At 49.7% G+C, this 23,650-nt stretch carries 22 protein-coding genes and 2 pseudogenes; 5 read left to right on the top strand and 19 right to left on the bottom strand.

Annotated elements, in window-relative coordinates; all coding sequences use genetic code 11:
* The first annotated feature begins 380 nt into the window (after window positions 1-380).
* The 3 genes from B4113_RS16455 to B4113_RS16445 are packed head-to-tail and all read left to right on the top strand — an operon-like array spanning window position 381 to window position 4,033.
* Entirely contained in the window at window positions 381-1,859 is a 1,479-nt protein-coding gene (locus tag B4113_RS16455; protein WP_033018544.1) for a spore germination protein, read from the top strand.
* Window positions 1,860-1,880: 21 nt separating this feature from the next.
* Window positions 1,881-2,969: a GerAB/ArcD/ProY family transporter gene (locus B4113_RS16450; protein ID WP_033018543.1), complete on the top strand. Its 1,089-nt coding sequence runs from the start codon at window positions 1,881-1,883 to the stop codon at window positions 2,967-2,969.
* Window positions 2,966-4,033, top strand: a complete 1,068-nt coding sequence (locus B4113_RS16445; protein WP_033018542.1) for a Ger(x)C family spore germination protein — start codon at window positions 2,966-2,968, stop codon at window positions 4,031-4,033. Before B4113_RS16450 ends, B4113_RS16445 begins: the two co-directional genes overlap by 4 nt.
* A gap of 289 nt (window positions 4,034-4,322) precedes the next feature.
* Here the strand turns inward: B4113_RS16445 and B4113_RS21050 are convergent, their stop codons facing one another.
* From B4113_RS21050 to B4113_RS21305, 6 genes and pseudogenes are all read right to left on the bottom strand, one after another.
* Window positions 4,323-4,457: a hypothetical protein gene (locus B4113_RS21050; RefSeq protein ID WP_255358742.1), complete on the bottom strand. Its 135-nt coding sequence runs from the start codon at window positions 4,455-4,457 to the stop codon at window positions 4,323-4,325.
* Between the two features lie 100 nt (window positions 4,458-4,557).
* Window positions 4,558-4,734, bottom strand: coding sequence for a hypothetical protein (locus B4113_RS20195; RefSeq protein ID WP_165570910.1), 177 nt, complete (start codon window positions 4,732-4,734; stop codon window positions 4,558-4,560).
* Between the two features lie 551 nt (window positions 4,735-5,285).
* Complete coding sequence (bioA, locus tag B4113_RS16440; RefSeq protein WP_033018539.1) at window positions 5,286-6,665, bottom strand: adenosylmethionine--8-amino-7-oxononanoate transaminase; 1,380 nt, start codon at window positions 6,663-6,665, stop codon at window positions 5,286-5,288.
* Window positions 6,655-7,371: a dethiobiotin synthase gene (gene bioD / locus B4113_RS16435; RefSeq protein ID WP_033018538.1), complete on the bottom strand. Its 717-nt coding sequence runs from the start codon at window positions 7,369-7,371 to the stop codon at window positions 6,655-6,657. Before bioD ends, bioA begins: the two co-directional genes overlap by 11 nt.
* 6 nt (window positions 7,372-7,377) lie before the next feature.
* Entirely contained in the window at window positions 7,378-7,941 is a 564-nt protein-coding gene (locus B4113_RS16430; protein ID WP_033018537.1) for a biotin transporter BioY, read from the bottom strand.
* A 206-nt stretch (window positions 7,942-8,147) separates the two neighbouring features.
* A pseudogene (locus B4113_RS21305) lies at window positions 8,148-8,324 on the bottom strand (transposase); the annotation flags it as partial.
* 283 nt (window positions 8,325-8,607) lie between these two features.
* On the opposite strand from B4113_RS21305, the pseudogene B4113_RS16425 reads away from it, so the two are divergent.
* A pseudogene (locus B4113_RS16425) lies at window positions 8,608-8,991 on the top strand (IS4 family transposase); the annotation flags it as partial.
* Window positions 8,992-9,066: 75 nt separating this feature from the next.
* Here B4113_RS16425 and B4113_RS16420 read toward each other — a convergent pair.
* The 4 genes from B4113_RS16420 to B4113_RS16405 all read right to left on the bottom strand — a co-directional run bounded on the left by B4113_RS16420 (window position 9,067) and on the right by B4113_RS16405 (window position 14,093).
* Window positions 9,067-9,795 carry an ABC transporter ATP-binding protein gene (locus B4113_RS16420; protein ID WP_051985126.1) on the bottom strand — a complete coding sequence of 243 codons (729 nt, stop codon included), beginning with the start codon at window positions 9,793-9,795 and terminating at the stop codon, window positions 9,067-9,069.
* Entirely contained in the window at window positions 9,795-11,453 is a 1,659-nt protein-coding gene (locus B4113_RS16415) for a hypothetical protein (RefSeq protein WP_061912684.1), read from the bottom strand. Before B4113_RS16415 ends, B4113_RS16420 begins: the two co-directional genes overlap by 1 nt.
* A gap of 76 nt (window positions 11,454-11,529) precedes the next feature.
* Window positions 11,530-11,742: an uberolysin/carnocyclin family circular bacteriocin gene (locus B4113_RS16410; RefSeq protein WP_033843117.1), complete on the bottom strand. Its 213-nt coding sequence runs from the start codon at window positions 11,740-11,742 to the stop codon at window positions 11,530-11,532.
* A gap of 560 nt (window positions 11,743-12,302) precedes the next feature.
* Window positions 12,303-14,093 (bottom strand): pyruvate kinase, encoded by a 1,791-nt coding sequence (locus B4113_RS16405; RefSeq protein ID WP_153017176.1) that lies wholly within the window; start codon window positions 14,091-14,093, stop codon window positions 12,303-12,305.
* Between the two features lie 661 nt (window positions 14,094-14,754).
* Between B4113_RS16405 and B4113_RS16400 the strand changes: the two genes are divergently transcribed.
* The gene (locus tag B4113_RS16400) at window positions 14,755-15,318 is read left to right on the top strand and encodes an FAD-dependent oxidoreductase (protein ID WP_033843116.1); all 564 of its coding nucleotides are present in this window, start codon (window positions 14,755-14,757) and stop codon (window positions 15,316-15,318) included.
* Window positions 15,319-15,523: 205 nt separating this feature from the next.
* Here the strand turns inward: B4113_RS16400 and B4113_RS16395 are convergent, their stop codons facing one another.
* The 9 genes from B4113_RS16395 to B4113_RS16355 form a co-directional block, all read right to left on the bottom strand.
* Entirely contained in the window at window positions 15,524-15,991 is a 468-nt protein-coding gene (locus B4113_RS16395; RefSeq protein WP_033844772.1) for a flavin reductase family protein, read from the bottom strand.
* A gap of 196 nt (window positions 15,992-16,187) precedes the next feature.
* On the bottom strand, window positions 16,188-16,913 hold the full coding sequence (locus tag B4113_RS16390) for an ABC transporter ATP-binding protein (RefSeq protein ID WP_033020426.1): 726 nt from the start codon (window positions 16,911-16,913) through the stop codon (window positions 16,188-16,190).
* On the bottom strand, window positions 16,913-17,683 hold the full coding sequence (locus tag B4113_RS16385) for an ABC transporter ATP-binding protein (RefSeq protein WP_033020429.1): 771 nt from the start codon (window positions 17,681-17,683) through the stop codon (window positions 16,913-16,915). The genes B4113_RS16390 and B4113_RS16385 overlap by 1 nt, the downstream gene beginning before the upstream one ends.
* Window positions 17,680-18,744, bottom strand: coding sequence for a branched-chain amino acid ABC transporter permease (locus tag B4113_RS16380; RefSeq protein WP_033020431.1), 1,065 nt, complete (start codon window positions 18,742-18,744; stop codon window positions 17,680-17,682). The genes B4113_RS16385 and B4113_RS16380 overlap by 4 nt, the downstream gene beginning before the upstream one ends.
* 13 nt (window positions 18,745-18,757) lie before the next feature.
* Window positions 18,758-19,639 (bottom strand): branched-chain amino acid ABC transporter permease, encoded by an 882-nt coding sequence (locus B4113_RS16375; RefSeq protein WP_033020432.1) that lies wholly within the window; start codon window positions 19,637-19,639, stop codon window positions 18,758-18,760.
* Window positions 19,640-19,700: 61 nt separating this feature from the next.
* Window positions 19,701-20,873 (bottom strand): ABC transporter substrate-binding protein, encoded by a 1,173-nt coding sequence (locus B4113_RS16370; RefSeq protein WP_033020433.1) that lies wholly within the window; start codon window positions 20,871-20,873, stop codon window positions 19,701-19,703.
* A gap of 154 nt (window positions 20,874-21,027) precedes the next feature.
* The gene (locus B4113_RS16365; protein WP_033020435.1) at window positions 21,028-21,675 is read right to left on the bottom strand and encodes a GntR family transcriptional regulator; all 648 of its coding nucleotides are present in this window, start codon (window positions 21,673-21,675) and stop codon (window positions 21,028-21,030) included.
* Window positions 21,676-21,714: 39 nt separating this feature from the next.
* The gene (gene hpaE / locus B4113_RS16360) at window positions 21,715-23,226 is read right to left on the bottom strand and encodes a 5-carboxymethyl-2-hydroxymuconate semialdehyde dehydrogenase (protein WP_033020437.1); all 1,512 of its coding nucleotides are present in this window, start codon (window positions 23,224-23,226) and stop codon (window positions 21,715-21,717) included.
* Window positions 23,227-23,239: 13 nt separating this feature from the next.
* Window positions 23,240-23,632 carry a 5-carboxymethyl-2-hydroxymuconate Delta-isomerase gene (locus B4113_RS16355; RefSeq protein WP_033020439.1) on the bottom strand — a complete coding sequence of 131 codons (393 nt, stop codon included), beginning with the start codon at window positions 23,630-23,632 and terminating at the stop codon, window positions 23,240-23,242.
* Between the last annotated feature and the right edge of the window lie 18 nt (window positions 23,633-23,650).

Genomic DNA, 23,650 nt, shown 5'->3' with positions numbered 1-23,650 from the left:
CCAATCCCAGCGTCATGAAAAACTTGTGGATTCCTTGATGATGTGCTAATCTATTCATGAGACATGAACCTCCTTGCGGGTAGTTTGAGCACATCTATTTTACTCAAGGAGCTGGGTTCATGTCTCCTTTTTTGTTTAGCTGTCAATTTATGTTAGCAAATTTGCTCATCTACAGTAATTAAAAATGACATTGCATAGCTGTATCAAAAAATGACCAACCTCCTAGAACGCTGGTGATTTACTCGTGGATACGGATTTACAATGTTATTTCTCAATTAGAAAAACCCTTGTTGTATCGGGCCTGCTTTTCGCTCATTCTCCCATTGATGAAGGAAATCAGCGGTTTTTCACCAGCCTTCTAGGCAAAGGGGGAAAGGAAGATGGCCTCACCAACCGAATCGATATGCAAGATCTTGACGTTATTGAAGCGCTCGCGCGATTTTCAAACTAAGGTGTACCAAAACCAGTCATCGGGACAGAGCGTATCAGTATTTTATATCGAGTCATTGGTTGATATCGATATGATGGTCAAATATTTATATCCTTATTTGATTCATTATCCTTTTACTTCGTTGCAGCATCTCGCCGATGTTCTACCTTTGGAAGACGCACACCTTTCTTCCGCTCCTCGCGACGTCCAGCAAAAATTGCTTGAGGGCTATTTAGCCATTCAGCTGATCGAACAAGACGATCTCGTTCTCTTAGTCAAAGCGCAAAAGAAAATCGAGCGGACATTGACGATTCCTGAGGTAGAATTCAGCGTCGTAGGTCCGAAAGAATCATTTATCGAATCGTTGGAAACAAATTTGCATTTGGTGCGCAAACGCATTCCGAGCGAGCGATTAACCGTCAATTTATTCCGGGTCGGCTCGCTCTCTCAGACGAAATTAGCTGTTGTATATGTGGATGGCATCGCTGATCCAGAAAATGTGCAAACGGTTATACAACGTATTCAGACCATAGAATTCGACGAGGTCATTGACAGTTCATATATTGTTCAAATCATTTGCGACAACCGGCATTCATTATTTCCTCAACTGCTTGATACCGAGCGCCCGGACCGCGTAGCAGCCGTGCTCGCTGAAGGAAAAGTGGCCGTGATGGTGGACGGTTCGCCACATGCACTCATCGGTCCTACAACTTTGGTTGAATTTTTTTCTTCTTTTGAAGATTATTTTTCAAACTGGATTATCGCTTCTTTTTTTCGTCTGATTCGTCTGTTTTCTGTCGCTTTTTCTATTTTGATTACACCGATTTACGTAGCGACCTTAAATTATCATTATGAACTCATTCCAAAAGATTTGCTTGGCACTCTAATCACGTCCCGAAAGGAAATTCCATTTCCTCCGATTATCGAAGTGCTGTTTCTTGAGTTGACGATTGAGTTGCTTCGCGAAGCGGGAGCTCGACTGCCGACCAAAGTCGGCCAAACGATCGGGATCGTCGGCGGGATCGTCATCGGGACTGCTTCCGTGGAAGCGGGGTTGACGAGCAACGTCCTGCTCATCTTAGTCGCCTTGGCGGCCTTGGCTTCCTTTACCACTCCCGTATATAAAATGGGCAACACCATTCGTTTGCTTCGCTTTCCATTTTTGCTGTTTGCAGAAATGTGGGGGCTGCTCGGGGTAGCGTTTTGCTTTTGCATTTTGATGACGCATCTTTTATCCTTGACTTCTCTGGGGCGACCGTTTCTTTCTCCTTTGTTTCCGCCACGTTGGGGTGATTGGAAAGATGCGTTCATTCGTCTCCCGTTTTCCGAGCAAGCAAAAAGACCCCTTTCATTGCGCCCAAAACAACCGCTTCGCTTTAATAGCGACAAAGCCAAAGCGAAACGAGATATAGAGAACATAGATGAATAGATCAAAACTGGAGGAGGGCAGATGTCATTGATCACAGAACGATCAAAAATTTCCCCATTTATGGTTTTTTATATTATTATGTCCATGCAAATCGGGGTGGGCGTCCTTGGTTTCCAACGGATTATTGCTCAAACTGCCGGCCATGATGCATGGATTTCTGTCTTAGTCGCCGGCGCCGGAGGGCATTTAATTTTAGCATTAATGTATTGGATATTACAAAAAGCCAACGGTGATTTCATCCATCTGCACCATCAATTATTTGGCCGATGGCTTGGCAATGTCTTGTTATTGGCTTTGACCATCTATTTCGCTTCGATGTCTTTCGTCGTACTGCGAACGTACATCGAAGTGATCCAAGTGTGGATGTTTCCGGATTTGCGAACATGGGAATTTGCGCTAGCCTTTTTACTTCTATGCTTATATATCACGCGCAACGGGTTCCGCGTCGTCGTGGGCGTCTGCTTTTTTTGTCTCATTATTCCGTTTTATTTGCTTTTTACCTTTGGATCTGTGTTGGAGTACACCAATTTCCGTCAGCTTCTCCCGGTGCTGGATCATCCTTTGCCCTCGATACTTAAAGCGGCCAAAGAAATGACCTTAACGATGCTGGGCTATGAAACAATACTGCTCTTTTATCCTTTTTTAAAAAACGGGCAACAATCCAGCAAATGGGGACATGCTGCTTTGCTGTCAACTACCCTGTTTTACACGCTACTGACCGTGCTGACTTTGGCGTATTTTAGCGAAAAACAGCTGCAGCGCCAAGTGTGGGCGACACTAACGATGTGGAAAATGGTCGAAATGCCTTTTATCGAACGGTTCGAGTATATCGGCATCGCCAACTGGCTGCTTGTCATTTTGCCTAACGTTTGCTTAGGATTATGGTGCTCTTCGCGCTTGTGTACACACATTTTCCCAATCCAACAAAAATACGCGCTGCTTGTAATCACCTGTATTTGTTTCGCCGCTATTATTGCCGTTCAAGATCGAACCGGAGTAAATACGATCAACGAAGTTATAAGCAAAGTAGGATTTTATTTTCTTTATGCATGGATACCGTTTTTGGCGATACTCACTTATGTTCGCACCAAAAGGAGAGATGCACAATGAAGCGAACAGCGCTGCTTTGGATCGCTCTAGTGGCTGCCCTTCTCTCTGGCTGCCTGCGCAAAGAAATTTTAGATGACATTAGCATCGAAAGCGCCATCGGATTGGACGACGCTGGTGCCAGCAAGATTAGAGGCACCGTTCTCATTCCAATTTATAAGAAAGAGGAAACTACCAATAAAACACTCACTAGCGTGTCGATCAGTGTCAATGATCTGTTGGAAGAGCTCCAGCACCAAGCTTCCGAACCGTTAGTCAACGGCAGCATTGAAATCCTATTGTATGGAAAGCGGTTGGCAGAAAAAGGAATTTTTCCTTTTGTTGATCATTTTCATCGAGACGCAAGTATCGGAACGGGACTTTACTTAGCAGTGGTTGACGGAACAGCAGAACGGCTGTTGAAAGGGCATTACGGGCGGCAAGGGAACGCAATCTACTTGTCGAATTTGCTGAAACATAATATTGAACAGCGTGACATTCCAAAGACAAATTTGCATTTATTCTTGAAAGCCTACTACGCTGACGGCCAAGACCCTTTTTTGCCTTACATTCGCCGAGCGGGGAAAAATGTTTATATTCAGGGAATCGCTCTATTTCGGGGCGATCGAGTTGTCGATTACATCCAGCGAAACGATTTGTTTTTTTTCAAAATTTTAACCGATGCTTATACGGAAGGGACACATACGTTACGCATCGATCACAACTTGTACATCTCTATTAAAAATATTGCTACCAGCCGCAACATTTCGTTTTCCGGTTCTCAAACCCAACCACATGTCCACATTCATTTGTCTCTTGAAGGAGTGGTCCGGGAATACAAACCAACGCCTTTTTCGCCATCGATCCGTCCGCTCATTGAACGGCAATTTGAGAAGGAAATCAAAAAGAAAACAAGCGAGCTGATCAAACGTTTTCAGCAACAACAGATCGATCCTATAGGAATCGGAGAATGGGCCAAAAGCCACTACCGCCGATTCCGTTACCGCGATTTCTATCGCCGATATCGCGATTTGCCCGTCCATGTCACCGCCGACGTCCGCATCCGTGACACCGGCATTATTGAGTAACCTTCCCGACCGCCGCGAACCGTTCACAGCCCCGCTTCCAAGCCGGCAGGCGCCGCCCGAGTTCGCGAACAAAAACGCCCGCGCCGCAAGCGAGCAGATGGCCCCTGTTTCACCGCACACCTCGCCAACGCCATGTGACTTTCAGCGGTGATAACTAGCGACAACTAGGGGCGCCAACAGCGATCTCCCCTCAAGAAAGACACAAAGCGTGACAAAGAAGCGGCTACTTATCTGGCGATGAGAGAGGGTGTCCCGATCATTTTGGGACACCCCCTCTGGCATCGTTTGCTTAATACCACCAGCCGGGATACGGAGGATAAGGCGGGTACGGGTAAAACGGGCGCGGAGCCAAGGCGCCGCCGAGCAGACCGCCCAGAAATCCGCCGACAAATGGGGCGCCAAACAGCAAGCCTGGAAACGGCATCGTGTTCCTCTCCTTTCATTACGGAATGGAAGGCTTTACTTTATTCATATGTACCGAACAAAAAAGCGGGTGGGCCGTCCGCCCACCCCTTTTCATTTTCTTACCACCAAATCGGGCCATACCAATACGGATAGAAAAACGGCGGGAACAACGCGCTGCCAAGCAGGCCCCCTAAAAACCCACTAAAAAAAGGAGCGCCAAAAAACGGGAACCCATACGGCCGCCAAAACCACCACGGACGCCAAATGCGCTCATCGGCCACCTGAAAATGACTCATTCGCCTTCCTCCTTTCACTCGCTTTAGTCCCACTGTATGCAGGAAAATCGCCCGCTGCCTAGGCTAGTACCTAGGAGGCAGGCGATTTCATCTTGTTTATGGCTTTACAATGTTCCATTTGCAAAACCTTGTTGCATCAGCCTCTATGTTCACGCGTTCCATCGCCGATCAAGGCAAACAGAGGTTTTCACCAACCTGCTAGGGGGCAGGTGAAAAACCGCTGTTTCCCCCGTTCGCTGAGTGAACAGAGGAAACGCAGGAGCGACACTGCCGGGGCGGTTGGCAAAATAGTGCTGCGTCATGCCCCCTTCCATCGGGCTGCCCCAAAAGGTTGTCCGCCTTTGAGATAGGCACCACATATCGTGGGGCCGAAGCAGTCAGCACGTATATATAACCGAAGAGGATGTCCTAGCCTTTTTCGGACATCCTCATGCATTCGAAAACGAGCGCAAACGGAGGGAAACCAAATAAGCGAAATGAGTCAGCGAAGGGAAAAGTCGTTCAGCCTAGCGGCGCCATGCCAGGCCGTCCGGATCCCACCCGACGCCCGCTCAGCCAAGCTCCGCCCGCGCTTGCTCGTACAAACAGACGATCGAATCATACAAAATGCGCACCGCCTCCTCCATTTCCGCTTCGCTCATCGCCAGAACCGGAATGAATGTCAACACCGGGCCGAGCGGGCGAATGACAAGCCCTCTTCGGCGCGCCTCAAGAATGATCCGATGTTCCAACATCGCGGCGCGCGGAAACACTTCTTTCGTTCGTCGGTTTTTCACGATTTCAATACCGCACATCAACCCTTTTTGCCGAATGTCGCCAACGATCGGGATGTCATACAGCCGCTCAAGCCAACCAGCTAGGCGGCGCGCTTTTCGCTGCACATCGTCAAGCAAGCCGCGCGCTTCAATGAGCTCGATATTTTTTAACGCCACGGAACAACTCAGTTGATTCCCCGTGTATGTATGGCCGTGGTAAAACGTTTTGTCTTCCTCCACATCGCCGAGAAACGCCGCATACACCTCTTCAGTGACGAGCGTTGCCGCGAGCGGCAAATATCCCCCGGTAATCCCTTTGCCGAGACAGACAAGATCGGGGGCGACCTCTTCTTGTTCGCAAGCGAACATCGTTCCGGTGCGGCCAAAACCAACGGCGACCTCGTCGCAAATAAGGAGCGTCCCGTATTGGTGGCAAAGCGCCTCCACTCCTTTCAAAAACCCGCGCGGATGAACAATGATTCCCGCCGCCCCTTGAACGAGCGGTTCGACAATAACGGCGGCAATGTGTTCGTGCTGGCTGGCAAGCACACGTTCCAACTCATTCAAACAATGGCGGACAACGTCTTGTTCGCTTCCGTACTCCTCCATGCGATACACATACGGCGCCGGCACTTCGATTCGCTCAAACAGGAGCGGTGCGAAAATGCGGTGGAACGTCTCCATGCCGCCAACGCTCACCGCTCCGACCGTATCGCCATGGTACGCTTCTTTCAATGAGACAAACTTGTTTTTCGTCGCATACCGAACCGGATCGAGGTTTTTCCAATATTGATAAGCGATTTTGAGGGCAATTTCCACCGCGGCCGCCCCGGTATCGGAATAAAACACTTTTGACATGTGCGGCCAATATTCAAGCAGCCGTTTGGCCAACGAAATCGACGGCACATTCGCCGAACCAAGCAATGTCGAATGGGCGATCTTCTCCAATTGCTCAGAAAGCGCCGCATTCAGCTCCGGATCGTTATGGCCGTGGACATTGACCCAAAGCGATGCATACCCATCCAGATAGCGGCGACCGTTCACATCATATAAATAGCTGCCTTTGCCGCGCTCAATGATGAGCGGCCGCTCGTTGACGTACTGCTTCATTTGCGTGAACGGGTGCCAAACATATTGTTTGTCCCATTGTTCCAATTGCGCATAACTATACACCAACGCCCAGCACCTCCAGCAGTTGTTTCGCCTTTCCTTGTTCGATCCATTGGACCGCTAAAGATTCCAGCTCCGCTCTAGATACCGTCGGCAGGCGCGGCACCGTCGCCAGCACCGGCAGCTGCAGCAAAGCGGCGATCGTTTCGACATTGTTTTGATGGATGATCTCTCGCTCCTGAAACTGATTGAACACAAGACCGAGCAAACGAATGTGTTGTGCGTCCGCATACGCCGCCGTCGTCACCGCGTGGTGAATCGCACCGAGACTTGAGAGCGACACGAGAATCGCCGGCAGCTCATAGTCACGAACAAAATCGCTCGTCATGTACCATCGTCCGCCGCGCTCGCACCACGGAACAGCCAGTCCCCCCGCTCCTTCAACAAGCACGACATCATAGCGTTGCCGCAGCGCTGCCAACCGTTCAGCGATCCGCTCAGCCTCGATAGAAGTGCCGGTCAGCGCCGCTGCCAAATGCGGGGACATCGCCGGCTCCATGCGGTACATTCCTTCAAAACGCGAAAGCTGAACTACTTGTTGATACCAATGCTGCTCGGCAAACGAAATTCCATCGTCAGCCATCCCGGTTTGGACCGGCTTGAACACGCAAGTTGAACAACCAAGACGCTCTAGCGCCAACGCGATCAATGATGTCACGACCGACTTGCCGATTTCAGTCCCTGTTCCCGTTATGAACAACGCCGTTCCCATCGTCGATCATCCCCCTAACCGCTCTGTTGTCATGACCGGCCGAACGCGAGGCCAAACACGCGCAGCGACAAGCGAACAGGCCGCACAAAGAATGAGATCCCCAGGAATCGGAAGCAACACGCCAAACCAAATCGTTTGCCCGATGGTCAACGGTTTTTCCACGATCCATTTCATCGCGCCGTACAACCAAAGGCCCCCGCATAAATACACGACGACCAAGGCAGCAAGATTGGCGGCAAACAATTGCCCCCCTTTCGTCCAACGAAAACGTTCGATCAGCCATCCGCTTGTGTACGCCCCAGCGATAAATCCAAGCAAATAGCCGAAAGTGGGCTTCCAGATGTAACCGAGCCCTCCCCCTTCAGCAAACACCGGTACCCCCGCCAATCCGACCAACACGTACAACAGCTGGCTGAGCGCACCGATTTTCGGCCCAAGCAAGCACGCGGCCAAGTACACCGCAGCGATTTGCAACGTAAACGGCACATACGGCACCGGAATTTTGATCATTCCGCCCACGGCCGTCAACGCCGCAAACAGCGCCGCCCAAATCCAGGAACGAATGTGCATCTTTCCCCTCCTCTCCCATTATTGCTTCTATTTTATCGAAACGGCTTCTATTTTGTAAACCATATTTATAATTAGGTTTACATTTAAGGTATAAAAAAGCGAAAGCACAGTGGACCCGAGTTCGACAGTCACTAGGCAAACAAAATGCCTCTCATCCCTTGATACCAAGGTGACGAGAGGCATTTGGGCATACGTTGGGCGTGTATCTAGGTGCGAGGATGGATGCCTAGAATCTTCGGAGGAGGCCCCAGCCCTAGAGCCGCAAAGAATTGAGCCTATTTAGTCGTCAGTTCGGTTCATTGATTAAGGTCGCCGTTTTTTGAAGAAAAATGTACAAGCATGAGACGTTCGCATTCGTCTCTTACGTTCGGCCACGATTCATGATGGAGTTAAGCTACGGTGATTCCATCTTTCTTTTTGCGTGTAACTCGTCGTATGTACATGTCTATATTATAACCGATATTCAGCTCTTTTAAAAGTTAAAATAGGTAAGTCGTGTGCCTATGGAATTCGGCGTTTTTTTCTAGGGGCCACATCGTGAACTCCTTGATATCACAGCATTTTGGCCATTTTCATTTGCCTAAAATGGCCTCAAAACTGTCGAACTCGGGCGACAGGAAGATAAAAAATCCTCCCGATTTTAGTCGGAAGGGTGCGAAATGTGAGTTTCGTGATGCCCATGGAAAGGAGATTCGCGTCGTAACGAATGTCTTTGACGTATCGGCAGAAAAGATGGCCGACATGTATCAAGAGCGTTGGGCAGTCGAGGTCTTTTTTCGATGGATCAAGCAATACTTGAATGTACCTACCTTATTTGGGACAACAAAAAACGCCGTCTACAATCAGCTGTTTGCGGCGTTCATTGCCTATGTGTTATTGAGATGGCTATATGACCGAACAGAGAAACGAACGCAAACCACCCTCACGTTCATTTCTTTCGTTCGTCGGGTTTTATTTGGGCAACTTCCTCTCGATTGGAAATCAGAGATGGTAGCTGTCTTATTTGAGCATGCCCATTTTTACGGGAGAAGTATTCATAATTTTGGATAATCAACAGCCGTGATCAAGTACAACTTTTGGTGGAGAATCCAAAATCTTTATAGCGATCATTTCTAAAACGTTTATTCACTTAAGCAGCAACGAGTTTTCTTCGCCTTGATCAGGATCAGTTAGCTTTAATAAAGCGGATTCTAAATTTGAATCAACATTTTGTTGCTTTTTAAGAGTCAATATATCCCCGTCAAAAATTAGCTTTCCTTTATTTATTACCAATATTCGCTCACATAAATCTTCCACAATATCGAGTCTGTGCGAAGATAACAAGATCGTTTTATCATTACTCATAAATTGCAACAGGAAGTCTTTTGTTTTTTTGGTTGATAGGGCATCAAATCCTGTCATAGGCTCATCTAGCAATAACACTTGCGGGTCTGGCAAAAGCCCAGTAATTAGAGCTAATTTATTTTTCATGCCAAATGATAATTCTTTGGTGTAAATATGTCTCTTCTCACTCAAATCAAATACTTCCAACAGAAAATCGGCACGTTCTATAATTTGTTTTTTGAGCATGCCGTGTAGCCTTCCAACAAACAACAACGTTTCCTCAACCGTTAGCATATTATATAGATATAAATCTGAAGGAATGTATACAAGCTTTCCTGTCACCTTTCGGACACCCTTGGTAGGCTGTAGTAAACCAGCTAAACATTCAAGCGTGGTTGTTTTTCCCGCTCCATTATGTCCTAAGAGCCCAACAATTTCTCCTTTATTCAGTGTAAACGTTATATTTTCGATTGCGAATGAATCAGCACCTTGGTATTGAACACTCACATTTTCAAGCGATAATTGTCCCATTATATTTTCCATCCTTTCCACCAAGGATATCTCATTACTATGAGTAAAATCACGCTCCACGATAAACTTGTTAGCAGGATACATCCGATTGAATACTGAAAGAATGTTTGCTCGTTTAATCGATGAGCATACAAAAAAGCACCCGAAGTACCAAAAACAGTTATATTTATCAGTTCATAAATCCGCAAAATAATTGACTCCAAAATATTCGCCTTATCAGAAGTACCGATCCTTGATTCATCTTCCCAATCAAATCGTGGAAATATGACATTAGCAACAAGAAAACTTAAACTCGATACAATAGATATTAATAATAAACTAACAAAACCAAATGTGATAACTTTTACATTCGCTTTAATAGCAATGGTAAATATTAAGGAAACCATAAAATTAATAAGCAGTAGAAATAAAAAGTGCAGAATAAATTTAGCCTGAAATAATTTGAATGGATTTTTCAAATGAATCAATAGGACTTTGATCATTTTCCCTTCTGCGTCAATACTTGTTACACGGGTTACCATATTGCCAGCAAAAGCGGTGACTAATAATTGAAAAACAACAATGGTCGAAAAAGATACCGCATCTATTCTAAACCATCCAAGTTCACTAACAGCTAGGCTTATTCCAAAAAACAATGCAGCTAAAGTGAGAAACAATTTCAATTGTGGTAACACTAGCTCGCGATTGCGAACGAGAAGAAGTAGATCTTTATAAAACAAATTTCCTAATTTAGAGTTAGTTTTTTCAAATAAAAGATTAGGGATAGTAAAATTCCCTCTTTGAATCGAATCTGTTCCGAGAATTGCTCCTTTAAACTTCTTATGAATCCACAATAATACATAAATACCGAATAAAAGGAGGATGATAAATGGGATATACAAACCTTGTAGCACCCAATTAGTTGGGAAATATAAACTAGTGATCAATCCGGTAAACCATTCGAACGATTGGAATTTTTTAAGGATAGTTTTCATTGCTGAAGAGTTGTAAATAATATAAAACGAAAAGTAGCCAACCAATGCTGTAATCCCTAGCCTTACGAAATAAAAAGGCAAAGAAACAAACCAACTCCTAGCTTTTGATGATTTTTGTTGCTTTAGTAAACCGGAAAGCGACATAATGAGCATTCTTGTGATTAACGCTAACCCAATCACGAGAAAAGTATCTAATATATAGTACATTATATGGATGTGATACCCTATGAAAACATGATTAAAAGCAAGGGAAGCACCAACAAAAAAAGGAAGCGTAAAAAAAATGATATTCAGGAAAAATGCATCTACCAACTTGGCTAACCTGATTGAAATCATATCATTGTTATGTATGGTTAAAAATTTATAATCGTTTGAGTAAAACGCTCTTAAAAAAACTTCTCGGTATGAATGCGTGAGCAACCTCCAGAATAGCGCTAAATATAAAAATGACAGAGTAACTTCAACTTGTTCCTTTGTCGGTTGAAAATCGTTTGATAACATCAAATAAAATAAACCTTTTAAGAAAAAATAAATTATCATTCCAATCGCAAAAGGTATGATCAAAAAAAAGGATAATAATTTTCTTTTTGTAACAACTATATACGGATTCATTTGGTTTACAATCCATCGAAAATGGAGAATGTGCTGCATTTTGATAAGCCTTAAGAAGTTCATCATCCTCATCATATGAACACCTCACTTGCATTCTAAGGCGTGGAATCGTCCATCAATAGTAGACGATTCCACGAATTTTAGGTGATTACCAACTTACAGCCGCAGCTGCTCCCGCCTCTTCGATCCGTTTTTTAATGAGATACACAAGGGCTGCGTATCCCATTGCGATAATTCCACCGCCAGCTAAAATGACACTAACAATTGTCCAAATAGATGCACCTGCATTGACAAGATCAACTACCTTCCATGCAGTATCTTTCGAAATGCCCATCGAAGCCACTAATTCAAATAGGTTCATCACCACAACGTGTACTTGACAGACGATGCACTTCTCTGAACAGGTGTAGGCAAAAAATGATTGGTTTCCTGTTCTTTGGTGGATGCATAAGTAAGATGTGTGATGAAAAAATCAAGTACAACTTTTGGTGAAGGACCTTCAAATACTTATTTTCCTATATTTCTACCTTTTTATCTAAAATCTACTAATATTTTAACATAAATTTTGGTAGTGTCAAGTTTGTGTAATGTAAGATAGTGTATCTCTGAAATAGATTTTGGAAAGGATAGGGGTTAGTTTCCTTCGTGGAATAGAATCAATATTCAGTTTTATATAGAAAGAGAAAATCTCCTTATCTTATCGGTTTTATATTTACATTATTTGATTGGTTTTGACGTTTTTCAAGCAAATCACCGTCCTGCTAGAAGGCTGATGAAAAACCGCTGTCACATACCAATCGGCGGCGTTTTCATTCAGAAAAGAAAGCTGATTCCACTAGGTTTCTCTAATTGAGAAATGGATGGAATCAGCAGTATTTTGCACTACATCACCGACCTCCTAGGTCGTTTACCAAAGGCCGTTTACTCTAAAGACGAGAGCCGATCCGTCCAATGCCCGATATGGCTGTCTTCGTTTGCAAGCAAAAACGCCAATAAGCGGACCGCTTCAGCGATATGTGCTCCTTTGTTTAGCATGATACATTGCGCCTGCTTGCCGAGAAACACATCCGAAAGTTCCGGGCGCGACGGAACCCCTTTTTTCGCCATTTGCTCCAGCACTTGTGTCGCCCAAATGACCGGGATGTGGGCCGCCCGGCAGAGCGACAACATCTCACATTGCATAGCAGCGAGATGTTCAAATCCGATCTCCAGCGCCAAGTCGCCGCGGGCGATCATCACTCCGAACGCCGGCAGCTTCAGTCCCTCAAGCAAAATACGGACAAACTGGTGCAGCGCCGCGCGCGTTTCAATTTTGGCAATCACCGGCAAAGAACCGGCGCCCTGCTCGGCCAGCAAACCGTGGAGCTTCCGTACATCGTGCGGAGCCTGAACAAACGACAAACCGACGATGTCGGCCCATTTGGCGATGAACGGGAGCCATTCCAAATCGCGGTCAGTGAGCGGTGGAACAGCCAAATGGCAGAAAGAATCAGGAAGATGGATACCCGTCCCTTGCTTGATCGCCTTCCGTTTTCCGCCATCGGCAATGACTTTGGCTTCTACATGCCCCTCCCCTACCTTGACAACCCGCGCCGTAATACGGCCATCATTGAAATAAAGACGGTCCCCGGTTCGTACATTACGCCACGCCTTCGGCAACGTTGTCGTCAGTTTCACTCCATGGTCACTAGACGAGGAGAAGAGCGCCGCTTCGTGGAAATAAATATGCAACGGTGTGCCAGCTGTAACGAGCGCGCGTTTAGGCAGACACAAAGCAGAAGAAAGCGTGAAAGAAGTCGATCCGCGTCGCAATTTCATTCCGCTTTGGACGTATGCCGTCTGGAAAAGACGAACGACAAAGCAAGACGGAGCGATCGATCTCATCACCTGCAACGACCGCTTTTTGCCGCGCACGTCGGTAAAAAGCAGCTCATCCCCTTCTGCGACTGCCTCCTCATCGTCTGCCGTCAACTTCCAAACAAAGGAAACTTCGCGCGGCAGCGAAGACAACGATGGAACGGCAGAAAACGAAAGGAGGCCGGTCAATGGCTCGGCGGACTCACCGTATTGATTTTCTTTCACTGTTAGCTTCATCGGCCCATCCTGAACCGCCAAACGGTCAATTCGAACTTTTGGACCCGGCAAATCCATATAGATGCGGCATCGCCTTCCCTGCGGAGCTAGCATTCTCTCTGTCTGTCGAATGATCGCGATCAATGCCTCCCATGTGTCCGGTGAGCTGTAAGCGCAATTAATGCGGGCGATGTCCATTCCACAAAGAAGCAACCGTTCAATCAGTCCAGGTTCATCGACCCATGCAGCATCCATCGTTACCATGATGCGAGTTGGCCGATCGGAAGAAGAACTTCCCAACACCGCAGCAGCCCGTTGGCGAATGAGCTCGTGCGCTCTTGTTTTCGTCACTTTTTGCCATGCTTGCCCGCTTTGTGTAGGCAGATGCCAACAAGCCAATATCCGTTCCAGCACGTCAAGAAAATGGCCTTCCTGTCCTTCTAACCGCCATCCGTACTCCGCCAGCGTCTCTCTTACATCGGCGGGCATATGCTCCCGCGCGTAGATATAAGCGAGCAGCTGATCCCGGCTTTCCTCATGGAACACCTGCGGCATATGACTACGCTTTTGTTCCACCCACTCAGCCATCGCACGATAAAACGCGGCCAACTGCTTTCCAAAATCGGGCTTATCATGCATAACCGGCACCAACCTTATGAAAAATGGGGGGTTACTTTGTATATATTCGCCCTTCCTCTCCATCAAGACAGAAAAAAACCGGCGCTTCGCCGGTTTCGCGTTTTTCTCTAAAAAAGGGGATTGCATTCATAGATGGCTTGTTCAATTGAAAAAACTGAATCAACCACGGGTTGGCTTCTCATCCAACCTCATCGATTTCCGGAGGATCGGCGTTGTTCACCGTTTTTCCAAAAGGACGATCATGGAAGTGGGTATGCCAATTTCTCAAATAGAAAAGTCTTGTCCCGTCCATACTGCTCTTCACCCGTTGTCGCATCGATGAAGAGGACCCGCGGGTTTGCATCCGCCTCCCAAAACAGCCCGACAGCCGGCTCAGGCAGCCTTCCCGCTTCATCGATGAAGAACGATTTTCATTCCGCATTGGCAAAGCCATGAATGCTTCAACCGCCGCAACGGCTGGCCGCATTGTTGGCAAATGATCGTCTTGTTCAATCGATCTTCTCCCCTTTTCCATCGCGTTACTTTTATTATAATCAAGGACTAATTTAAATTCAATATAAAATAATAATCAATTTAAAATAAAAGCAGATGATTTGGACTCTGTTTCCATCTATGCTACAGTAAAGGTAGTCCCAATATTCAAACAAAGGAGGAAGCAGCCATGTACGATATCGCCATTATCGGTGCTGGCCCAGCGGGAGCGAGCGCCGCGATCTTCGCCGCCAAAGCCGGAAAGAAAACGGTGTTGTTTGACAACGACAAAGGCATGACAAAGCGCGCTTGGGTGGAAAACCATTACGGTGTTCCGGAAATCAGCGGACCGGACTTGGTCGAAACGGGAAAACGGCAAGCAGCCAAATTCGGTGCCGAATTGGTGGAAACGCAAGTGACGAACGTGCAAAAAACAGACAGCGGTTTCCGCCTCGAAACGGACAGCGGCTCCTATGAGGCGAAACACGTCATTTTCGCCACTGGCGTCGCCACCGACCTCGCGGAAAAAATCGGCCTGCGCACAAAACCGGGCACGGAGCCGCGCATTAAAACAGTGATTGACGTCGACGCCAACGGCAAAACGAACATCGACGGCATTTGGGCAGCCGGCACCGTGGCAGGCGTCAGCGTCCATACGATCATCACCGCGGGCGACGGGGCAAAAGTCGCCATCAACGTCATCAGCGAGTTGAACGGCGAACGGTACGTCGATCATGATGTATTGAAACCATAACACAAAAAGAGGGCGTCTCATAGTAGAGACGTCCTCTTTTCCTTGGCTGATCCGTGTTTGGCAGCGAGCGGCACTCCGCTTCCTCACCGGCGCCCCGATGGCGCGGTTTCTATAGCTGAGACTGCCGCCGAATAGGCTATTTTCTGGCCGATGCTTCGATATTGGCAGAAAACTTGGAAAAGTCACTTGAACCCTGTCCGCGTTTTTACTGACCAATGCTTCGATATTGGCCCTCGAAAAACAAGAGCGGATCGCCCGGTTCGTCTTTCATGATAATATCGGTGACTTCGCCAAAATACAACGTATGATCGCCAGCGACGTGCGCGCTGTGGACGTTGCATAAAATATTCGCCAACGCCTCCGCTAAAAGCGGATGGCCGTTCACCCACTCAAACGAAACGGGGCGCTCTTCTTTCAACTGGCCGGCAAACAAGCGCGACAGCTCTTCCTGATCGCGGCGCAAAATGTTGACGGCAAATTTTCCTGTTTGCTTGACAATGTCATGCATTCGTGCTTTATGACCAATCGAGACGACGACCAGCTTCGGATCGAGTGAAACGGACATAAACGCATTCGCCGTCATCCCTTTCACTTCCCCTTGAAATTCCGTCGTCACGACCGTCACGCCGGTCGCAAATTTTCCCATCGCTCTGCGAAACATCCGATCATCCATCCGTTCTCCCGTCCTTCCCTTTTCATGATCAGCCATCCTGCGCCTTCCGCTGGCGTGTAGGCGGCTTTTCCTTCTTGATGTTTCTACAGTCCGGCCGCTTCGTCCGGCATTTTGCTCCTATTCATGCTAGGATGCGGGCAAATCTACCCCCATCATAGCAGAAACAAAGGAAAGAAACAACGACGGTATCCAGCTGTCATCGGCGGCCTGCCGCTCCAAGGTACGCTTCCGCCACCCGCTCATCGGCAAGCAGCTCGGCGGCCTTTCCGTGCATCACGATCTGACCGCGTTCCAACACATACGCCTCATCCGCGATCTGCAGCGCAGCCCGCACGTTTTGCTCGACAAGAATCATGGACGTCTGAAATTGATCACAGAGCTGCGTCAGCATCCCCATCACTTCCTTGACCACAAGCGGAGCCAGCCCTAACGACGGTTCGTCAAGCAAAAGCAGCTTCGGTCTCGCCATCAACCCGCGGGCGATGGCCAGCATTTGCTGCTCGCCGCCGCTTAATAGTCCTCCCGGACGGTCGAGCATCGTTTGCAGTTTCGGGAACAGTTCAAGCACCCGCTCATAGTCGCGCTTCACTTCCTGTCCGTCGCGGCGGTGACGGCGATACGCCCCCAGCAGCAAGTTATCCCTCACGGACAAACTGTCAAAAATTTGCCGCCTCTCCGGCACAAGGCAAATGCCCTGGTCAACGATTTTCTCCGCCTTTCCATAGGGAAGCGGTTTCTGTTCAAAAAGAATCTCCCCTTCGGTTGGAGCGTAGACGCCGGCCATCGTGCCGAGCAGCGTGCTTTTGCCCGCCCCGTTGGCGCCGACAATCGCCACGATTTCTCCTTGGCCGACGTGCAAATCGATTCCTTTCAATACGTGCAAATGGCCGTGGTGGACATGAACGTTGCGAAGCGTCAGCATCAAACCGCCTCCTCTCCCAAATACGCCTTGATGACATCAGGGTGCCGCGCAATCTCTTCCGGTGCTCCTTCGGCGATTTTTTTGCCGTAATCGAGGACGACGATCCGGTCGGCGATCGCCATCACCGTTTCCATATCATGTTCCACGAACAAAAAACTAAAGCCTTGTTCCCTCATCATCAGCAACACGTCAACGAGCTGCTTCGATTCTTGCGGGTTCAAGCCGGCCATCGGCTCGTCAAGCAAAATGAGCGAAGGACGGGATACAGCCGCGCGGGCGATCTCCACAAGCCGCTGCATCCCATATGGCAGCGTGCCTGCTCGCTCCCAGGCGAGATGGGCCAAGCCGACCTGCTCGAGACAGAAAAACGCCTGTTCCTGCGCTTGCTTTTCTTCTTTCACCGTACGCGGCAACCGAAAACCGGCGCTCACGATTCCGCTCTTCAACCGTGAATGAAATCCGACCATCACGTTTTCCAATACCGTCATATCGGCAAACAGCTGCAAGTTTTGAAACGTCCTTGTCATTCCCAACATCGCCAGTTCGTGCGGTTGTTTGCCGCTGACTATGGCTCCTTGAAAACGAACGAAACCACTTGTCGGCGGAACAATACCGCTGATCATATTGAACAAGGTCGTTTTGCCTGCCCCGTTCGGCCCGATCACCGCGACGATGTCTTCTTTTTTTACGTAAAAAGACACGTTCTGCACCGCCTGAATGCCGCCAAATGACTTCGACAATTGCTCCACTTCGAGCAACATGGCGCTCATCCCTGCTCCCCTCCAATCGAACGGGCCTTATGGCTGTCGACAGCCGTCGCCCGCTCAGATTGACGCCAACTTGTTTTCCAACACCGCCTCAATCCTTGGGGCGCGACACCTGTCAACCCGTTCGGCATGTAAATCAACATGATGACGAGCAACAAGCCAAAAAAGACAATTTCAAACTCTCCACCGGCATTCGGCAACAACAACGGAACAACCGCTTTGAGCCATTCTCCTAAGCAGACATATACGGCAGCGCCGACGAGTCCTCCCCATACACTGGCTGTCCCTCCAATGATCACCATGATTAAAAAGTAAATCGAAGGAATGATGCCGAATAAATCCGGATTGATAAACGTAACGTAATGGGCGTATAAGCTCCCCGCCACCGAAGCGTAAACAGCGCTGAGTATAAAAATTTGCAGCTTGTATTTCGTAATGTTCACCCCAAGCGAGCTTGCCGCCACTTCGCTTCCATGAATCGCCCGCAGCGCCCTTCCGACCCGGGAGCGGACAACATTGCGGGCAAACCATCCCCCGGCCAGAACAAACGACGAAACGAGGTAGTAAAACTGCCAATCGCTTTGCAGCGGAATCCCGGCGATACGGATTGGAGGGATGCCAAAAAAGCCATTCAGCCCTCCTGTGATCCCTTTCCATTCTTTAAAAAATGTAAACATAATGACGCCAAAGCCTAACGTCGCCAATGCCAAATAATGTTCACGCAGCCGAAAAACCGGAATGCCGACGACAAGCGCCACCAAAGCGGCCAATGCCGCACCGGCAACCAACGCCAACCAAGCCGGCCATCCTGCGTGCGCCGTCAAATAGGCGGACGTGTAAGCCCCCATGCCGTAAAACGCCGCCTGGCCGAGCGAAATTTGGCCCGCATACCCCATCAACAGCGTCATCCCTGTGCCTACGAGCGCATACAGCCCGATGAGAACAAGGGTGCTTAGCACGTAGTTATTGCCGAAAACGAGCCAGGGGAGACCGAGCCAAACGACTGCGCCGGCAAGCCAAAGCCATCGTTTTCGTCCATCCGTCATTCGTTGACCGTGCTCCATCCATCCGTCCCCCTTATACCCGCTTTCCTGTCATCTTGGCAAACAGCCCGTTCGGCATGAAAAACAGCACAAGCAGCAACAGCCCAAAGCTGATCGCTTCTTTGTATCCCGAGGACAAGTATCCTTCCGCAAATGATTCAAGCAGCCCGACGAGAAACGCGCCGGCGATCGCAGCCGGGGCGTTCGTCAATCCCCCGACAACAGCGGCAATAAACGCCTTCAGCCCAATCATCATCCCCATATCATAAGAAGCGCCGGAAATCGGGGCGATGACGATTCCCGCGAGCGCCCCCAGACCAGCGCTGGCGGCAATCGCGCCAAGCGACATTTTGCGGATGTCAATCCCCATCAACCGAGCGGCAAACGGGTTGATGACGCAGGCGGCCACCGCCTTGCCGATGTACGTTCGGTGAAAGAACAGATGCAAGGCGGCAAAACTCGCGAGCGAAAGGATGATCGCCCAGACGCTTTGCCATTGGATGACCGCTCCAAACGCCTCAAGCGCCCCATGGCCCGTAAAAGGGCGCAGCGCGTACGGATTCGTCCCCCAAACGAGCAGGGCAATTCCGCGGAATACAAACGACGCCCCGATCGTAATGATAATGAGCACCGCGACAGGCGATCGGCGCGCCGGCTGAATCGCCAGCCGCTCAAACAGCGCGCCGATTGCCATCACCGCCACAATGCTGAGCCCAATCGCGAGCACAAACGGCACGCCGTCGTTGACGAGCGTAACGCAAAACAGCGCCCCTAACATGGCGAAATCGCCTTGAGCCAAATTTAAAATGCCGGTCACGCTGTACGTAATGACAAATCCGAGCGCCACCAACGCGTAAATACTGCCGACTGTCAGCCCAGAAAACAACAGCTGCACAAACTGGCTCCACGCTTCCATGCCCCGTCCCTCCTTCAACGGTTAGATGGAACAAAAGGGAATTAGCGACCTCATTCCCTGTTTACTGCTCCGCGAGCACAAACTTTCCATCCTGAATTTGCACCATCACTAAACTGTCGGCGTCAAGCCCTGTATGGTCGTCTTTTGACATATGGAAGACGCCTGAAATGCCGATAAATTTTCTTGTATTCTCCAGAGCCGACCGTATTTTCTCTTTCTCAGTGCCTCCTTCTTTGATCGCGTTGGCCAACAAGTGAAACGCATCCCACGCATGTCCGCCAAATGTGGTCGGCGCATAGCCGTACGCTTTTTCAAAATCTTGTTTGTATTTTAGCAGCGTTTCTTTTTGCGGGTCGCTGTCCGGAAGCTGATCCGCCACTAAAATGCGCCCGGCGGGGAACCATACGTCGTTGGCCGCCTCACCGGCCAAGTCGATAAAGCTTTTCGTGCCGATGCCGTGGCTTTCCACAATCGGCGCCGCAATGCCCAACTGGCGGATGTTTTTCGTGACGACCGCCGATTCCTGCGCCGTTCCCCATACGATAATGGCTTGCGGATTCGCTTTTTTCACCTTTGTCAACATCGCTTTGGCGTCATCGACCGTCGCCTCAAACTCCTCTTCGATGACGGCTTTCACCCCATATTCCGGGGCATAATGCACAAACTCTTCATGTCCGCTCGTTCCGTATGCATTGGCGACGTTCAGCCAGGCGACGTTCAGCCAGCGTTTCTCTTTTAAAAAACCAAGCAGCTTCTGGATGACGATATTGTCTCCTTGAGCGGTTTTAAATGTCCAATGACGTGAGGATCCATCGCTTGGATTGACGATTTGTTTGCTTGCTGCGAGGGAAATGTACGGAATGCCTGCCTTTTCGATTTGTGGGATCATGGCTAAGGAGTTTCCGCTGATCGTGCCGCCGATGATGGCTGTCACGTTGTCTTGCTCGATGAGTTTTTTCGCGGATAATACGGCCTCGTTTTGGTCGGACTTGTCATCATAGGCGATCAGCTTGATTTTCTTTCCATCTATGCCGCCTTGCTCGTTCCATTGCTTAACAAGCATTTTGACCGTCTCCATCTCCGGCTTGCCGAGCGGCGCCGCTCCACCTGAGGCCGAGAAAATGGCGCCGATTTTGATTTCGTCCCCTCCATTTCCAGATGTCGTTGTCTTCCCGCAAGCGACAAGGAGCACGAGCAACAATGCTGTCATGAAAAGAGACATTCTCCTTTTCATGTTGATTTCCCCCTTTCTTATTGATAACGTTTTCAAAACCCTTGTGGAAGGTGCCCCAAAAGAATGGGGACACCTTGTTTACCTCCCTATAGGAGAACAGCATCACTTCTCTCGAGTGTCTGCCGAAAACCATCCTTTGGGGTCAGACTCGTGGTCAGCGCCGCTGCTTGAACGCCTCGGCGGTGTTTAGTTTATGCTGGCGGACGTATTGTTCGATGTCATGCGCCGGCGCCTGTTCCCGTAGCAGGCGGATGATCTCTCGATGCTCTTCGATCGATGCTTTCGCCCGCTGAGGAACAAATGTGAATCCGTACAAGCGGATGCGCCTCATCCGCTGCCAAATTTGCTTGATTTGCTCTTCAAGGTAGGCGTTGCCGCAATGGGCGTAAATCAAAGCATGAAATTCATAGTTCAGCTCGCTGAACCGTTCCAGCTCCAGCTCTTCAAGCGCCCGCTCCATCCGTTCGTTCAACCGCTCAAGCTCGTTGATCGCCTCCTTCTTCAAATTGGCGGAGCCAAGCGCGGTCGCATAGCCTTCCAGAACCGCCAGCACGGACAACGTCTCCACATATTCGTTTTCGTTAATGGTGCTGACCACAGCACCTGCATAAGGCTTGAACTCGACAAGCCCTTCCGCCTCAAGCTGGCGGATCGCCTCGCGCACCGGGATGCTGCTTAACCCGAGCTCGCGGGCGATTTGGTCGATGACGACGCGGTATCCCGGGCCATAAACGCCGCTTTCAATGCGGGACAACATATACTCATACGCCAACTGTGTTTTGTTTTTCGCCTTCGTTCCCATACGTCTATCATAGACTAGATCATATAGGTTGACTAGTCGTCATGCCTGTTCGGCAGACAAGGCGGTCCGTTTCCCCCCCTTGCCAAACGCGGGGATCGGCGGGTCGCCGACCGCAACGTGGACGACCTGCACTTCCGTATAGAAATCAAAGCTGTAATGCCCGCCTTCGCGGCCAATGCCGCTGTATTTCGTCCCGCCAAACGGGATGCGCAAATCGCGGACGTTCGGCGAGTTGACCCATGCCATCCCGCTTTCGATCGCTTGGGCGACGCGGTGGCCGCGCTTTAGATCGTTCGTCCAGACGTATGCCGCCAATCCGTATTTCACATCGTTCGCCAGCCGGATCGCCTCTTCTTCATCCGCAAAGGACATGACCGCCATCACCGGTCCGAAAATCTCTTCCTGCGCCACCTTCATGCCGTTATGGCAGTTCAGCAGCAGCGTCGGCGGCACAAAATTGCCGTTTTCCAACCCGTTCGGAACACCGGGGGCATAGACGTCCACCCCTTCTTGCTTGGCGATGTCTATATAGCGGTTCACCCGCTCCCAATGATCGCGGTGAATCAGCGGCCCCAGTTCGGTCGCTGGGTTCATCGGGTCGCCGATGGCGATGCGGTCGACGCGCTCTTTCAGCCGGGCGACAAATTCGTCGTAAATCGCCTGCTCGAGCAAAAGCCGCGAGTTGGCCGTGCACCGCTCGCCATTGAGCGAAAATACACCCCAAACGGCCGCATCAAGCGCCCGTTCGAGATCCGCATCGGCGAACACGATGAGCGGTGACTTGCCGCCAAGCTCCATCGATGTTTTTTTCAACGTCGCGGCGCTGTTGCGGATGATGTCCATGCCGGTCGTCGTCTCGCCGGTAAACGAGATGAGGCGCACGTCCGGATGGGCGACCAACGCGGCGCCCGCCGTTTCGCCAAACCCGTGCACGACGTTGAACACCCCACGCGGCAGCCCGGCTTCATCGATGATTTCCGCCAGTTGATTCGCCGTCAACGGCGACCATTCGGCCGGCTTCAAGACGACCGTGTTGCCAGTCGCCAGCGCTGGAGCGACTTTCCACGTCTCGAGCATAAACGGTGTATTCCACGGCGTGATGAGCCCGGCCACGCCGACCGGCTTGTGGACGGTGTAGTTTACAAACTGACCATGGACGTGGTACGCTTCGCCGACAAGGCGCGTTTTCACCATTTCCGCGTAAAAGCGGAAGTTTTCCGCCGCGCGGGCGGCCTGTTTTTTCGCTTGGCTGATCGGAATGCCGGTATCAAGCGCCTCTAAATAGGCGATGTCGTCCGCCCGCTGTTCGATCAACTCCGCGATGCGGAACAGATAACGAAGCCGTTGCTCCACCGGCATCGTCCGCCACGGCCCGTGATCAAACGCCTCTTTCGCCGCCCGGACCGCCGCGTCGATGTCTTCCTTTCGTCCTTCGGCCACTTCGTTGATCGGTTCGTTCGTAAACGGATTGATATTGGTGAAATACAGACCGGCTGCCCCTTCCACAAACTGCCCATTGATATAATGAAGCACTTTTGGTTGCACTGCCATTCGTTTCCCCCCATCACCGCTGCGCTCGATAACGCGCATGAATGTTGTTGTGTTTATACGTCCCCGCCTCGCTGAATTCATACAGCTCAAGCGACAGCGCCAAATAGCGTTTGGCAAACAGCGGGGCGAAATGGTCTTTCATCACGGCAAACAGCTCGTCGCCGACTTCTTTTTTCACCTGTTCCGGACGCCCGGCGCCAATTTTCAGCGTCCCGTGCACAAACGCATCGTCTTCGGCCCCGTCAGCCACATAGTACTCGTCAAGCCGAATGGCGCGCGAGCGGATGCCGCCGACGGGAAACCAATCGCTCCGCTTGATCAGCACACGGTGAACTTTTTCAAGCAAGCCGCGAATATCGGCCTCTTCGCCGAGATTGGCCGTGTATTCTAAGACAAAGTGCGGCACGATCCTCTCCCCTTTCGC

The organism is Geobacillus sp. B4113_201601 (genome assembly GCF_001587475.1).
In the GTDB taxonomy this organism is placed as follows: Bacteria; Bacillota; Bacilli; order Bacillales; family Anoxybacillaceae; genus Geobacillus; species Geobacillus icigianus.
This window is presented reverse-complemented; position numbering and strand designations above follow the sequence as displayed.

What these genes read in the sequence shown, in the direction of transcription:
- B4113_RS16455 (WP_033018544.1), top strand. Translation starts at nt 381, where the DNA reads ATGGCCTCACCAACCGAATCGATATGCAAGATCTTGACGTTATTGAAG.
- B4113_RS16450 (WP_033018543.1), top strand. Translation starts at nt 1,881, where the DNA reads ATGTCATTGATCACAGAACGATCAAAAATTTCCCCATTTATGGTTTTT.
- B4113_RS16445 (WP_033018542.1), top strand. Translation starts at nt 2,966, where the DNA reads ATGAAGCGAACAGCGCTGCTTTGGATCGCTCTAGTGGCTGCCCTTCTC.
- B4113_RS21050 (WP_255358742.1), bottom strand. Translation starts at nt 4,457, where the DNA reads ATGCCGTTTCCAGGCTTGCTGTTTGGCGCCCCATTTGTCGGCGGATTT.
- B4113_RS20195 (WP_165570910.1), bottom strand. Translation starts at nt 4,734, where the DNA reads ATGAGTCATTTTCAGGTGGCCGATGAGCGCATTTGGCGTCCGTGGTGG.
- bioD (WP_033018538.1), bottom strand. Translation starts at nt 7,371, where the DNA reads ATGGGAACGGCGTTGTTCATAACGGGAACAGGGACTGAAATCGGCAAG.
- B4113_RS16430 (WP_033018537.1), bottom strand. Translation starts at nt 7,941, where the DNA reads ATGCACATTCGTTCCTGGATTTGGGCGGCGCTGTTTGCGGCGTTGACG.
- B4113_RS16420 (WP_051985126.1), bottom strand. Translation starts at nt 9,795, where the DNA reads ATGGGACAATTATCGCTTGAAAATGTGAGTGTTCAATACCAAGGTGCT.
- B4113_RS16415 (WP_061912684.1), bottom strand. Translation starts at nt 11,453, where the DNA reads ATGAGGATGATGAACTTCTTAAGGCTTATCAAAATGCAGCACATTCTC.
- B4113_RS16410 (WP_033843117.1), bottom strand. Translation starts at nt 11,742, where the DNA reads ATGAACCTATTTGAATTAGTGGCTTCGATGGGCATTTCGAAAGATACT.
- B4113_RS16405 (WP_153017176.1), bottom strand. Translation starts at nt 14,093, where the DNA reads ATGCATGATAAGCCCGATTTTGGAAAGCAGTTGGCCGCGTTTTATCGT.
- B4113_RS16400 (WP_033843116.1), top strand. Translation starts at nt 14,755, where the DNA reads ATGTACGATATCGCCATTATCGGTGCTGGCCCAGCGGGAGCGAGCGCC.
- B4113_RS16395 (WP_033844772.1), bottom strand. Translation starts at nt 15,991, where the DNA reads ATGGATGATCGGATGTTTCGCAGAGCGATGGGAAAATTTGCGACCGGC.
- B4113_RS16390 (WP_033020426.1), bottom strand. Translation starts at nt 16,913, where the DNA reads ATGCTGACGCTTCGCAACGTTCATGTCCACCACGGCCATTTGCACGTA.
- B4113_RS16385 (WP_033020429.1), bottom strand. Translation starts at nt 17,683, where the DNA reads ATGAGCGCCATGTTGCTCGAAGTGGAGCAATTGTCGAAGTCATTTGGC.
- B4113_RS16380 (WP_033020431.1), bottom strand. Translation starts at nt 18,744, where the DNA reads ATGGAGCACGGTCAACGAATGACGGATGGACGAAAACGATGGCTTTGG.
- B4113_RS16375 (WP_033020432.1), bottom strand. Translation starts at nt 19,639, where the DNA reads ATGGAAGCGTGGAGCCAGTTTGTGCAGCTGTTGTTTTCTGGGCTGACA.
- B4113_RS16370 (WP_033020433.1), bottom strand. Translation starts at nt 20,873, where the DNA reads ATGAAAAGGAGAATGTCTCTTTTCATGACAGCATTGTTGCTCGTGCTC.
- B4113_RS16365 (WP_033020435.1), bottom strand. Translation starts at nt 21,675, where the DNA reads ATGGGAACGAAGGCGAAAAACAAAACACAGTTGGCGTATGAGTATATG.
- hpaE (WP_033020437.1), bottom strand. Translation starts at nt 23,226, where the DNA reads ATGGCAGTGCAACCAAAAGTGCTTCATTATATCAATGGGCAGTTTGTG.